Origin of the sequence: Limosilactobacillus albertensis, assembly GCF_014145555.1 — a bacterium.
GTDB classification, from domain to species: Bacteria; Bacillota; Bacilli; order Lactobacillales; family Lactobacillaceae; genus Limosilactobacillus; species Limosilactobacillus albertensis.
Genome location: NZ_JACIVD010000055.1, coordinates 90,265 through 102,611, shown reverse-complemented (window position 1 = coordinate 102,611; position 12,347 = coordinate 90,265). Strand labels below are relative to the sequence as shown.

Genomic DNA, 12,347 nt, shown 5'->3' with positions numbered 1-12,347 from the left:
ACTATTTCATGCTGAGTATTGATAAATATGCTTATGAAAACCGAATTGTTAACTGGTCACCAAAACTTAAGGCTTTATTATGGCTTGGTGGAATTATTCTTGCTTTTCAACCTATTCAATGGCTGAAGTTAGCAGTTTTGGTAGTAGTTGCAGCAATTACGATTTATGTGACAAAGGTATCTTTTAGGCGCTATCTTAGTTGGTTTTATGCAATTATTCCCTTTGTCCTTTTAAGTATTATTGGAATTGTAGTGACGGTTTCTCCGCAACGAAGCGCGCTAATTTGGCCAATAAAATTTGGAAGCATCTATATTGGGATGGCAAAGGTTATGATGCCAAAAGCTGGGCAAATGGCGTTGCAGTGTATGACGGCAATTGTTTGCACTTATTGGTTTGCATTAACAACACCGTTTATTCAGATTTTGCAGGTGCTTAAAGCAGCTAGGTTTCCCCGTGTTATGATTGAGGTCACGATGCTAATGTATCGCTTTATCTTTATCTTTGTTGATGCATTCGATCAAATTCATCGAGCACAAAAACTACGATTCGGATATGATTCCTTTGGACTAATGATTCATTCATCTGGTATTTTAGCGAAGATGCTTTTTGAACAAGTTATTATTAACTATGAAATGATGACAAAAGCATTAGATGCTAAATTATATGATGGAGAATTTTATATCTAGGAGGATGCAATGATTGAATTAAAACACCTTAGCTACAGTTATGACGATAGGGTAAAAATTCTCGATGATATTTCATTAAAGATTGGTGCAGATAATCATAAAGTAATTGGCTTTATGGGTCACAATGGTGCGGGTAAATCAACCCTTTTTCTTAATTTAGTTGGCGAACTAAAGCCAACTAGTGGAGAAATATTAATTGATGGAGAACCTGTAGAGTATTCCAAAAAGGGACTACGAAAACTGCGACGGAAAATAGGAATTGTTTTTCAAAATTCAGATCAGCAAATTTTTTATTCAATTGTTAAAGACGATGTTGCTTTTGCACTGCATAATCTTAAAGTTCCTAGCGAAGAAATAAATAAACGAGTAGAAAAAGTATTAAGTGAACTTGACATTCTACCATTAAAGGAACGACCAATTCAGTATTTAAGCGGCGGTCAGAAGAAAAGAGTTGCGATTGCCGGAATGATGGTAATTGGTTCAGAGTGGATCCTGCTTGATGAGCCAACGTCCGGCCTTGATCCAGATGGTCGAATCAGAATGCAAAAACTGATTCAAAAATTAGTAAATAACGGACAGCGAATAATCTTATCAAGCCATGACATGGACTTTATGTATGAGACCTGTGACTATTTCTATTTGTTAGGAAAAGGGAAGATTTTAAAGCAGGGAGATAAGCAAACCGTCTTTGATGATGAACAATTATTGCGGGAAAATAAGCTTGACCAGCCGTGGCTAGTAAAGATTCACCAGAAACTAGGCTTACCATTATACGATAGTGAGCAAGAATTATTTGCGATTGAAGGAAAACATAACTGATTTTGGCGAAACCAAATTTTAATACACAAGTTGATGGGGCAGATACAGTTTACTCCATCGGTACATAATTTTATTAAGCTTATGGAGGAATGATCATGTCAGCACAGTCCATAATGTTTCAGGGAACAGCATCAGATGCCGGAAAAAGCTGGTTAGCTGCAGCTGTTTGTCGAATATTATCTAATCAAGGGAAAAAAGTTGTTCCATTTAAATCACAGAACATGGCGTTGAATTCGTTTATTACTGATGTTGGTGATGAAATGGGACGGGCACAAGTCTATCAAGCGGAAGCAGCACGGGTAAAACCAGATGTACGGATGAACCCAATACTACTTAAGCCATCAACCGATAAAGATTCACAAGTAATTGTAATGGGTAAAGTACTTGCTGACATGGATGCTGCAAGCTACTACAAGTTCAAACCTCAATTAATTCCCCAAATAATGGAAGCGTATGAAGGACTTGCAGGTGAAAATGATGCAGTAATTTTAGAAGGAGCCGGTAGTCCTGCTGAAATTAATTTAAACGATAATGATATCGTTAATATGGGGATGGCCCGAATGGTTGATGCCCCTGTAATTCTTGTTGCCGACATTGATAAAGGCGGCGTATTTGCTTCTATTTACGGAACAATTAAATTAATGTCACCAGAAGATCAACGACGGATTAAAGGGATTATTATTAATAAGTTCCGAGGCGATAAAAGCTTGCTTGAGCCGGGAAATAAGATGATTGAAAAATTAACGGGAGTACCTGTTATTGGTGTCTTACCGATGAGTGACATCGATATTGATGAGGAAGACAGTGTTTCATTAACTCGGAAATCGCGCCAAAAAGAAGCAGGAAAAGCATTGGACGTTGCTGTGATTGACCTTGATAAAATTTCTAATTTTACTGATGTTCATAGTCTTGAAATCCAACCGGACGTATCTGTTCGTTACGTTGTAAAAGCAGACGAATTAGGTACGCCTGACCTTCTAATTCTCCCCGGAAGCAAGAATACAAATGAGGACCTTGCTGCTCTTAAAAAGAATGGGCTATATGAAGAAATTTTACGAGCACACCAAGATGGTAGTAAGGTCGTTGGTATTTGTGGCGGTTATCAGATCCTTGGTCGAAAACTTTATGATCCCGAAGCAATTGAATCACCAATTAAGGAACAAGCAGGTTTGGGGTTGATTGACACGGAAACAACCTTTAACGAACAAAAGACAACAACACAGGCCGTCGCCAAAAGAAAGAATTATACATTAAAGGGTTACGAAATTCATATGGGGACTACTAAATTAGGCTTAAATGCAACGCCCTTCTCTGTTATTTGTACGACTAATGGTCAAACGGAATCGCGGGAAGATGGAGCTGTTAGTAGCGATGGAACTGTAATGGGAACTTATCTTCATGGAATTTTTGATAATCCTTATTGGACGCGGCATTTTTTGAATAAAATTAGGACAAGCAAGGGCTTAGCGCCACTTGTTAACACTAATGTTTCGATTAGCGATTATAAAGATCAGCAATATGAGAAACTTGCTCTATTATTTGAACAAAATGTTGATATGGAAAAGTTTGAACAGATTTTGCATGATTCAACAAAAAGTAAAGGGTGATTAAGATGATGGAAGCACCATATCCGATTATTTTAAACTTGGCGAAAAAAAACGTAGCAGTAATTGGTGGCGGAAAAGTTGCCCATCGTAAAATAAAAAAATTGCTCTTAGCTGATGTAGTACCGACAGTTATTAGTCCTGAGTTAGTTGCAAATATTGATCCAGCTAAGGTTAATTGGATTCAGGATGTTTATCGACGGAAATATGTTGAAGAGATGGATATTATTATCGCATGTACAAATGACGCGCAGGTTAACGATCGTGTAAAAGCGGAGGCAACACATTTTCAATTAGTAAATAATACCAGTGATAAAACTAATTCTGATTTTTATAATTTAGCAACACTTAGCTCAGATGATATGTTTATCAGTATTTCGACAATGGGAAAATCACCCAGTGTTGCTAAAAAAATGAAAAATGAGATTAAAGAATGGGTTAGTAAGAGATTTCATAAGGAGTTTGAATAAGAATGTATTTGATGTGTGTGAGTTTGAATTATCATCAATTACCAATTGAATTACGAGAGAAATTTTCTTTTTCAGCTGACGAGATTCCCAAAGCTAATAGGTTGCTTAATGCTGAAAAGAGTATTTTAGAAAATTTGTTGATTTCAACCTGTAATCGGACTGAAATTTATGCGGTAGTGGACCAGATTCATACGGGTCGCTATTACATTAAACGTTTTTTAGCGGAGTGGTTTCATTATACGGTAGAAGAATTTAATCAGTATGTTTCAATTACTACCAAGGATGATGCTGCAAGTCATCTTTTTCGAGTAATTGTGGGGCTGGATTCTTTAATAAAAGGTGAGCCACAGATCCTAGGACAGATGAAAAATGCATTTCAAGTTGCAACAGATCAAGGAACAACCGGAGTAATATTGAATCATCTGTTTCGGCAGGCAATTACATTCTCTAAAAGAATGCATACAGAGTATCGGGTAAGTGAACTGGCGCAGTCCTCTGGTCAAGCAGGATTACATCAAATTAAAAGTGATTTTGGTTCATTAGAAGGGAAGAGCCTGGCGGTAATTGGGTTAGGACATATTGGTAAACATACTGCCTATAATGCTAGTAACATGGGCTTTAGCAAGGTTTTGCTATTGAACCGTACGGACCAGAAAGCAGAACAGATTGCTAACGAGTTGCAAGGGGTAGTGGAAGCACGACCATTTAGCCAGTTAGATTCAGTGATGGCAGAGGTTGATGCTGCTGTTTTTGCTGCTTCAGTAAAAGAGCCATTATATCAGGTAACCAATGATCGTCAGCAAGTGATTATTGATCTGGGTGTTCCGCGAAATGTCGCCAATAATAGTGAATGCGTTAATTACTATGATATTGATAATTTGCACTCAATATTAGAAACGAATGACACCAAGAAAAATCAAATGTTAAATCAAATTGCTAAAGAAATTCCCCTTGAAGTTAATGATTTTTATGTTTGGGAAAAACAGTTGCATATTGTTCCCGTAATTAGGGGGCTTCGTGAGCATTCATTAAAAATTGAAGGGGAGGCATACGATAGTCTTCTACGTAAATTGCCAGAATTAAATGCCCATGAACGTAAAGTAATTAGCAAGCATATGAAGAGTATCATTAACCAGATGATTAAGGGACCAATCAAAGAGATCAAAGAGCTATCAGTAACGCCAGGAGCAACAGCGGATATTGACTTTTTCTGTAAAATCTTTGGGATGGACAATTTAAAGGTGGAGAATCAAGAAAATGACAGATAAAGTAATTGTTGGTAGCCGGAAGAGTAAGCTAGCAATGGCACAAACGAAGCTGGTTATTGCATCGCTTAAGAAACTTTTTCCGACAACACAATTTGAAATTAAAAATGTTATTACTGAAGGTGATCGTAATCAGCAAGCAAGCTTAGCTAAAATTGGCGGTAAGGGTGTTTTTGTAAAAGAGATTGAAGAAGAGCTGAAAAACGGTACCATTGATTTTGCTGTTCATAGTCTTAAGGATGTAATGCCGGTACTGCCTGATGAATTAACACTTGGCGCCTTCCCTAAACGAGTATCGCCATTTGATTGCTTGGTGAGTCGGCAGAAAATTACAAGTCTTGACAGTCTGCCACATGGAGCACGAATTGGGACCAATAGCCTACGCCGGCAAGGACAATTATTGAATCTCCGTCCAGATTTAAAAATTATCCCAATTAGGGGTAATATAGATACTAGGTTAAAGAAAATCGACACGGAAAACCTTACTGGGGTTATTTTAGCTGAGGCAGGATTAGAGCGCTTGAACATTGACTTAAGCGACTACCATAAGCTGTCACTAAAAGATAGTATTATTCCAGCTGTTGGCCAGGGCTGCCTCGCTATTGAATGCAGAAAAGCTGATGAAAAAGTTCTTAAAATGCTTAGTCAGATTAATGACTCAGAATCGACAAAGTGCATTCAAATTGAACGTGAATTTATGCGCGAATTAGGGGGAAGCTGTAATTTCCCAATCGGCGGACATGCTTACTCACAGGATCACCAGATTGTTTTTGACGGGTTAATAGCATCCCCGAATGGTGAACACTTAATTAAAGAAATAGCAGTTCCTGCCAATAAGCCTGGAGTCGGCAAGATGGTTGCTGATCAGTTATTGGCTAAGGATAATTTTGGAATTATTGAAGGAGATTAGTAATAATGTTGCAATTTGATCGTCATCGTCGTTTACGTACTAGTGCTGCAATGCGAGATTTGGTAAGAGAAACTCATTTAAATAAAGATGATTTAATTATGCCAGTTTTTGTGGATGCAACAATCAACGGCAAAGAAGAAATTCCGTCAATGCCGGGAATTTACCGGTATAGTCTTGATACCATTTTGGATGAAATTAAGGAAATCGTTGATCTTGGTATTAAATCAATTATTATTTTTGGTGTTCCAGAGAAAAAAGACGAGGTTGGAACCGGCGCTTGGGAAGAGAATGGTATTGTCCAACAAGCGATTCGGTTGATTAAGAAAAACTACCCTGAATTAATCGTAATTGCAGATACCTGCTTATGTGAGTACACCAGCACCGGTCACTGTGGAATTCTTAAAGACGGAATAGTCTTAAACGATGAATCCTTAGAATATCTTGCTAAAACAGCAGTTAGCCAAGTGGCAGCCGGTGCGGATATTATTGCGCCATCAAATGCAATGGACGGTTATGTCGCTGCTATTCGTCAAGGGTTGGATGAAGCAGGATTTAAGAACACACCAATTATGTCCTATGCGGTTAAGTTTGCTTCTTCATTCTACGGTCCATTCCGTGACGCAGCAGATGGTTCGCCAAAAGAAGGGCCAAAAGATCGTAAAACTTATCAAATGGACCCGGCAAATCGTTTAGAAGCCTTACGGGAAGTGGCAAGTGATGAAAAAGAAGGTGCTGACTTTGTAATGGTAAAGCCGGCGATGGCATTTCTTGATGTAATGCGAGAAGTCCGCAATCATACCCTTTTACCATTAGTTGCATACAATGTCTCTGGTGAATATGCGATGGTCAAGGCAGCAGCAGCTAATGGCTGGATTAATGAAGATCAAATTGTTTATGAAAGCCTAGTAGGGATGAAGCGTGCGGGTGCTGACCTGATTATTACTTACTTTGCTAAAGATGTTGCTAAAAAGCTCTAATATAAGGTGGTTATTATTTTGACTAAGTTAGATACAACAAAATCTCAGGCTGCGTTTAAGGAAGCGCAACAATATATGCCAGGTGGGGTTAATAGTCCGGTTCGAGCATTTAAGAATGTTGGTGGCGACCCGCTTTTTATTGACCATGGTAAAGACGAATATATTTACGACATTGATGGGAATAAATATATTGATTATGTTTTATCATGGGGTCCGCTAATTTTAGGACATGCAGACGATCAAGTAGTAGCTGAGCTTGATAAGGCAGTTGCAAAAGGAACGAGCTATGGTGCACCTACATTACAGGAAACTGAGCTAGCAAAGATTGTTAATAAGATTATGCCATCAATTGAAATGATCCGGATGGTATCTTCAGGAACGGAAGCAACAATGAGTGCTATTCGGTTAGCCCGTGGGTACACTCACCGCGAGAAGATTGTAAAGTTTGTGGGTAATTATCATGGACACAGTGATTCACTATTAGTAGACGCGGGGTCAGGATTGGCAACGTTTGGCATTAATACTTCGCCTGGTGTGCCTGATGATCTTGCTTACGATACCTTGACAGTTGCCTACAATGATGTTGACGGTGTTAAAAAATTATTTGCAGATCATGGGGATGAAATTGCTTGTGCGATTGTTGAACCGGTAGCGGGGAATATGGGTGTTATTCCTGGTACCCAAGACTTTTTACAAACGCTTCGTGATGTTACCAAGGAACATGGTGCTCTTCTTATTTTTGATGAAGTAATGTCTGGCTTCCGGGCAGCATATCATGGTGTGCAAAGTTTAGTTAACATTACCCCTGACTTAACAACACTTGGCAAAGTTATTGGTGGAGGACTTCCAGTGGGTGCATTTGGTGGTCGTCGTGAAATTATGGAACAAATCACTCCTGCTGGTAATATTTATCACGCTGGGACTCTTTCTGGAAATCCATTAGCAATGACGGGTGGAATCAGTACGCTTAAGCAATTAACGCCTGAAGATTATGTTGAAATGGATAAAAAAGTTACAGCATTAACCGATGGAATTAAGCAGGCTGCAGATAAGTATGGTGTACCAATGACTGTTCATCATGTTGGAACAATGTGGAGTTACTTCTATAATAGTGATTCAATTAATAATTTTGATGATGTAAAGGCATGTGATCAGAAACTCTTTGAAAAGTGCTTCTGGGAATTATTAGCTCATGGCATTTATGTTGCACCTTCACAATTTGAGACAAACTTTATTTCTACTAAGCATACTGATGAGGACATTGAAAAGACAATTGCAGCATTTGATGCAGCATTTAATGCGGCAACCAAGTAAATAAAAGATTAAAAGGCTGTGGCAAGGAATTGTCACGGCCTTTTTTGAAAGAAGTGAAAAAATGGGAAAACAAAACTTAACCTTTGTCTTAGGCGGGGCCAAGAGTGGTAAGTCAGAATTTGCTGAAAGTTTATATTCGCGCCAAGAAAAGGTTTGCTATATCGCAACTGGCGTAGTAAAAAATCCAGACGGTGAAATGCAATTGCGAATAAAACGCCATCAAGAGCGCCGATCTGCTAATTGGACAACGCGAGAACAATATAGAGATATTGCAGAAGCGATTGAAGATAATCCTTTAGATGGCTACTTACTCGATGATGCGATAATGCTAGTTACAAACTTGTTTTATGATTTTGTGCTAACTAAGGTAGCTCCAGAAAAAATAGATAATTATTTAGAACAAGCATCTTCGACAGAAATAGCAAAAATTCGACAAGTGATTCTTGATGAGTGGGCAAAAATTTTAATAGCGCAAAAACAAAATAACCAATCAATGGTAATTGTTAGCGATGAGGTTGGTTTAGGAGTAGTACCAGCAACCAAGCAGACGCGAATTTTGCGTGATTTATATGGTGAGGTTAACCAGCTAATTGCCAAGAAGGCAGATGACGTCTATTTCGTTATTAGCGGATTAGCACAGAAAATTAAGTAGGTGATGAAATGAAAGATGCGTTGATTTTATTTGGGCAGTTTTTTACTAAGCTGAACATTCCTATTCCCGTTGATGATGCAACTAATAAATTCAAAACGAGTATCCAATACATTACCCTTTTTAGCTTTTTATTAGGATGTATTGAAGGGCTAATCTTTTGGGGCTTTACCTACCTTTTTCCATTGTGGTTTGCGTGGATTTTATACTGGATTACTGATGGCTTATTAACGGGGGGCTTTCACCTTGACGCACTCGCTGATACGGCCGATGGCTTTTTCTCGTCCCGAACGTCGGATAAAATTTTTGCAATTATGAAAGACAGTCGGCTGGGAACAATGGGGAGCTTGGCACTGCTCTATTATTATGCATTAGTTATTGGCTTAGGAATTGTTATTAGCCATTATTTAAACCTTATTCATATGATTCTATTGACGATTTGCTTAACAATGCTGACTAAGGCAGGTTTGTCGCTTCTCTTTTATAAAATGGTTTATCCTGGCAATAAAAAGGGCCTTTCAAATATTTGGCTAGGGATTAAAACATGGCGGATTATAATTGCACAGGTTTTTGCAATTATTGTCGTTAGTCTCTGTTTTTCATGGCAGGGATTAGTTAGCTATTTAGTGATCCCATTGGTAGCCATTTTCTATCGCCGAAAGGTAACGAAAGTGTTAGGAGGAACGCCGGGAGATACACTAGGAGCATTTGCCAGCCTTTCCCCCTTGATTTTTTTGGTAACACTTACTGTTTTATTGAGGTTTGGATTATGAAACTGATTTTAGCACGACACGGAGAAACTAATTATAACCACTTGCGAAAATTTTACGGGTCGACTGATGTTAGTCTTGATGAAAAAGGAAAAAAGCAAGCACAGAAATTAGCAGAAAAGGTAAGAAAGCTTCATCCTACATTATTCGTTAGGACTAATCTTCAGCGGACAAAACAAACGATTAGTGCAACAGAAGCATTCTTTCCGACAACTCCGACAATAATAATTCCCGATTTAGCTGAAAAAGGGTTTGGCAACTGGGAAGGATTAGATGCAGATGAAATTGAAGCTAAGTATCCAGAAGATTGGAAAAAATGGCTGGTGGCACCGTTAACATATACACCAGCGACAGTCGAACCGTTTGATCACTTTCAGACTCGGGTACATCAAGGCTTGCGGTGGTTATTGGAGCATGTTACGGAAAGTGATGTAGTTTTTATCGTTGCCCACCTTGGCTCTCTTCGCCTGATATATCAAGAATTGGTTGATCCGACAGCAGATTTTTATTCACTTGATTTTAAAGCATCTTGTTATAGTATTTTAGAACTAAAAAATGGAGAGGTAAAAAGGCAGCAGCTTAACTTGTAGGAGTGAAGACAATGGCAATTTTAATTACATATCCTAAACGTAAGATTCCTGTTTACTGGCGAATGCGTTTAGAGCAGATGACAGATGTTATTTATTTTCCTTTTCGGGTATTGGAACCGGTAGATTTAAAAAAAGAAGATCAAAATAAGGTAAGAACTAGTAAAGCACTCGTTATTACTAGTTTATTTGGCGCTAAAACGTTTATTAATGAATTAAAATCGTTAAATACAACAGCACCAATCTATGTTCTCAGTGAGAAAATTGCAAAACTTTTAGAAAATAAAGTAGCTAACCCGATTATTATTTCGCCGGTAGAAAATCGTGCTTCATTGGCTACTATTTTGGAAGCGGATGCAGTTAAGGAAACGTGCTGGCTAATTGGTGATAAAGCCTTAAAGTATTACGGTGATTTTGCTGGTGAGAAAGTAGTAATTTATCGTAATACATGGGATAAATTGCATGAAAGCAAGGGGTTAAAAATCTTCTTAAAACAGAAGATCACGATGGCGTTAGTAACAAGTGCTTCTAACTTTGATCGAATGTATGAAGTGATGACAAAAGTAGATAGCAATGAATATAAAAGGATTAGCTATTTTACTCTTGGTAGAAGTACAGGCGAATATTTAAGACGCAAGGGGCTAGATGTAACGGTTCCGGAGACAAAAACAAGAGTCTTAGAGCAGGCATTGAGCGACATCTACAAAGCTGAAAAGGATAAATAAAATGAAATATAATGAGACAAAATACAGACCACTAGTACAAGGCGCAATGAAACAAATGCAGATTAAATTGGATAACCTTGCCAAACCAGTTAAGGGCTTAGGCCGACTTGAGGAACTTGCTGATCACTTAGCTGGAATCTATGGGACAGTTGACTTTAACGTAAAGCCACGCAAATGCTTAGTCTTTGCGGCAGATAATGGCGTGGTAAAAGAGGGGGTTTCAGCGAGCCCGCAAAAAATTACGGCAATTCAGGCAGTTAATATGATGAAAGGACATACCGCAGTTGCAGCTCTGGCTAAAGCATTTGATTGCGACATTCAGGTTTATGATTTAGGAATAAATGCTGATTTAAGATCTCCGTTGGTGGAAGAACATAAGATTAGTTATTCGACTAAGGACATGCTTGTTGAACCAGCAATGACCTGTCAAGAAGCAATGGAGGCTCTTCAATTTGGCTTTGAGATGGGAATTAAGGCGTTTGAAGAAGGAAACCAGGTAATTGCAGTTGGTGAGCTGGGGATGGGTAATACAACTGCTGCCTCAGCAATAGTTGCGGCAGCATTAGGAAAGACTGGTGAAGAAGTAGCCGGAAGAGGATCGAATATTTCAGATGAACGATTGAAGCATAAGATTGATGTGATTAACAGGAGTTTAGCTCGTGCAGGTTTTACAAACCGAAAAATTAACGATGCTCTTAAAATTCTCAGTGAAGTAGGTGCTTATGAACTTGGTGCAATGGCTGGTGCAATTTTGGCTGCTGGGGCGGTGCATAAACCTGTTTTGCTGGACGGCTTTCTTTCGTATTCCGCGGCGTTACTTGCTAATTTGATTGTGCCTGGTATAACTGATTATATGATTCCAACTCATAAATCAAAGGAGCATGGATCACAAATTGTATTAGAGGCACTTAAGCTGAATCCATACATTGATATTGACATGTGTGTAGGTGAAGGTAGCGGTGCAATGATGATTCTGCCATGGTTGGATGGAATAAAATCTGTACTAGATAATATGAATACTTTGCAGGAAATGGATTTTAATTTTATTCCGTAAACTGTATTATTACTAAATTTGCGAGAAGATATCAGTACACAATTTATTTTAGCTTTCGTTTTGATACTTGGTGAAATATGAGTTGTAATTTATTGCGCTATAAGAAAATAGTGATTCTAGGAGGAGATAATTTAATGAAGAAAATCAAGTTAATTAGTAGCTTATTAGTTATGCTTTTATTATTTGTTGTTTTAACAGGCTATACAAACAATGATCAAAAGGGTAATAGTACAATTAATGTTACCTATACCCTTAAACAGGGGAAGAAAATTGTTGCTACTAAAAAAACAACCTTAAAAAAGAATGATAAGGTTGTCACTGGCTTAAAGAAAAATTGGAAAGTTAAAGAAGTTAAGGGATTCATTACGTCGATTGATGGAATGAAGGAAAACCAAAAGAAAGGGATTTATTGGACGTACACTATTAACGGAAAAAAGGTTAATAAACTGGCTAATCAACAAACGCTAAAGAATAAAGATAAGGTTCAATTTACGTTAGACAAGGCGGAATGATGTAA

At 38.1% G+C, this 12,347-nt stretch carries 14 protein-coding genes; all 14 read left to right on the top strand.

The genetic code is table 11. The annotated features are described in order from the left end of the window. Positions 1-8 precede the first annotated feature (8 nt). The 14 genes from cbiQ to H5S41_RS03730 all read left to right on the top strand — a co-directional run bounded on the left by cbiQ (position 9) and on the right by H5S41_RS03730 (position 12,342). Positions 9-686 (top strand): cobalt ECF transporter T component CbiQ, encoded by a 678-nt coding sequence (gene cbiQ, locus H5S41_RS03795; protein ID WP_182602397.1) that lies wholly within the window; start codon positions 9-11, stop codon positions 684-686. A 9-nt stretch (positions 687-695) separates the two neighbouring features. Next, positions 696-1,505: an energy-coupling factor ABC transporter ATP-binding protein gene (locus H5S41_RS03790; RefSeq protein WP_003669945.1), complete on the top strand. Its 810-nt coding sequence runs from the start codon at positions 696-698 to the stop codon at positions 1,503-1,505. 95 nt (positions 1,506-1,600) lie between these two features. Continuing rightward, on the top strand, positions 1,601-3,112 hold the full coding sequence (locus H5S41_RS03785) for a cobyric acid synthase (protein ID WP_182602396.1): 1,512 nt from the start codon (positions 1,601-1,603) through the stop codon (positions 3,110-3,112). A 5-nt stretch (positions 3,113-3,117) separates the two neighbouring features. Further along, positions 3,118-3,579 carry a precorrin-2 dehydrogenase/sirohydrochlorin ferrochelatase family protein gene (locus H5S41_RS03780; protein WP_231793351.1) on the top strand — a complete coding sequence of 154 codons (462 nt, stop codon included), beginning with the start codon at positions 3,118-3,120 and terminating at the stop codon, positions 3,577-3,579. Positions 3,580-3,581: 2 nt separating this feature from the next. Continuing rightward, positions 3,582-4,847, top strand: coding sequence for a glutamyl-tRNA reductase (gene hemA, locus H5S41_RS03775; RefSeq protein ID WP_182598098.1), 1,266 nt, complete (start codon positions 3,582-3,584; stop codon positions 4,845-4,847). Beyond that, entirely contained in the window at positions 4,837-5,754 is a 918-nt protein-coding gene (hemC, locus tag H5S41_RS03770; RefSeq protein ID WP_182602395.1) for a hydroxymethylbilane synthase, read from the top strand. Before hemA ends, hemC begins: the two co-directional genes overlap by 11 nt. Positions 5,755-5,759: 5 nt before the next feature. Next, positions 5,760-6,731 (top strand): porphobilinogen synthase, encoded by a 972-nt coding sequence (hemB, locus tag H5S41_RS03765; protein WP_182598096.1) that lies wholly within the window; start codon positions 5,760-5,762, stop codon positions 6,729-6,731. 18 nt (positions 6,732-6,749) lie between these two features. After that, a complete protein-coding gene (hemL, locus tag H5S41_RS03760) occupies positions 6,750-8,045 on the top strand; it encodes a glutamate-1-semialdehyde 2,1-aminomutase (protein ID WP_182602394.1) in 1,296 nt (431 codons plus the stop codon). 61 nt (positions 8,046-8,106) lie between these two features. Beyond that, a complete protein-coding gene (locus tag H5S41_RS03755) occupies positions 8,107-8,697 on the top strand; it encodes a bifunctional adenosylcobinamide kinase/adenosylcobinamide-phosphate guanylyltransferase (RefSeq protein ID WP_182602393.1) in 591 nt (196 codons plus the stop codon). Between the two features lie 8 nt (positions 8,698-8,705). Beyond that, entirely contained in the window at positions 8,706-9,467 is a 762-nt protein-coding gene (locus H5S41_RS03750; protein WP_182602392.1) for an adenosylcobinamide-GDP ribazoletransferase, read from the top strand. Then, positions 9,464-10,054, top strand: a complete 591-nt coding sequence (locus H5S41_RS03745) for a histidine phosphatase family protein (protein ID WP_182602391.1) — start codon at positions 9,464-9,466, stop codon at positions 10,052-10,054. The genes H5S41_RS03750 and H5S41_RS03745 overlap by 4 nt, the downstream gene beginning before the upstream one ends. Positions 10,055-10,065: 11 nt before the next feature. Next, positions 10,066-10,776 carry a uroporphyrinogen-III synthase gene (locus H5S41_RS03740; protein ID WP_182602390.1) on the top strand — a complete coding sequence of 237 codons (711 nt, stop codon included), beginning with the start codon at positions 10,066-10,068 and terminating at the stop codon, positions 10,774-10,776. Between the two features lies 1 nt (position 10,777). Next, positions 10,778-11,830 carry a nicotinate-nucleotide--dimethylbenzimidazole phosphoribosyltransferase gene (gene cobT, locus H5S41_RS03735; RefSeq protein ID WP_182602389.1) on the top strand — a complete coding sequence of 351 codons (1,053 nt, stop codon included), beginning with the start codon at positions 10,778-10,780 and terminating at the stop codon, positions 11,828-11,830. 134 nt (positions 11,831-11,964) lie between these two features. Next, positions 11,965-12,342, top strand: a complete 378-nt coding sequence (locus tag H5S41_RS03730) for a DUF4430 domain-containing protein (protein ID WP_182602388.1) — start codon at positions 11,965-11,967, stop codon at positions 12,340-12,342. Positions 12,343-12,347: the final 5 nt, after the last annotated feature.

Excerpts from the sequence above, each read along its gene's own strand:
- hemB (WP_182598096.1), top strand. The coding sequence starts at position 5,760 with ATGTTGCAATTTGATCGTCATCGTCGTTTACGTACTAGTGCTGCAATG.
- hemC (WP_182602395.1), top strand. The coding sequence starts at position 4,837 with ATGACAGATAAAGTAATTGTTGGTAGCCGGAAGAGTAAGCTAGCAATG.
- H5S41_RS03740 (WP_182602390.1), top strand. The coding sequence starts at position 10,066 with ATGGCAATTTTAATTACATATCCTAAACGTAAGATTCCTGTTTACTGG.
- H5S41_RS03730 (WP_182602388.1), top strand. The coding sequence starts at position 11,965 with ATGAAGAAAATCAAGTTAATTAGTAGCTTATTAGTTATGCTTTTATTA.
- H5S41_RS03785 (WP_182602396.1), top strand. The coding sequence starts at position 1,601 with ATGTCAGCACAGTCCATAATGTTTCAGGGAACAGCATCAGATGCCGGA.
- H5S41_RS03745 (WP_182602391.1), top strand. The coding sequence starts at position 9,464 with ATGAAACTGATTTTAGCACGACACGGAGAAACTAATTATAACCACTTG.
- cbiQ (WP_182602397.1), top strand. The coding sequence starts at position 9 with ATGCTGAGTATTGATAAATATGCTTATGAAAACCGAATTGTTAACTGG.
- hemA (WP_182598098.1), top strand. The coding sequence starts at position 3,582 with ATGTATTTGATGTGTGTGAGTTTGAATTATCATCAATTACCAATTGAA.
- cobT (WP_182602389.1), top strand. The coding sequence starts at position 10,778 with ATGAAATATAATGAGACAAAATACAGACCACTAGTACAAGGCGCAATG.
- H5S41_RS03755 (WP_182602393.1), top strand. The coding sequence starts at position 8,107 with ATGGGAAAACAAAACTTAACCTTTGTCTTAGGCGGGGCCAAGAGTGGT.
- H5S41_RS03790 (WP_003669945.1), top strand. The coding sequence starts at position 696 with ATGATTGAATTAAAACACCTTAGCTACAGTTATGACGATAGGGTAAAA.
- H5S41_RS03750 (WP_182602392.1), top strand. The coding sequence starts at position 8,706 with ATGAAAGATGCGTTGATTTTATTTGGGCAGTTTTTTACTAAGCTGAAC.
- H5S41_RS03780 (WP_231793351.1), top strand. The coding sequence starts at position 3,118 with ATGATGGAAGCACCATATCCGATTATTTTAAACTTGGCGAAAAAAAAC.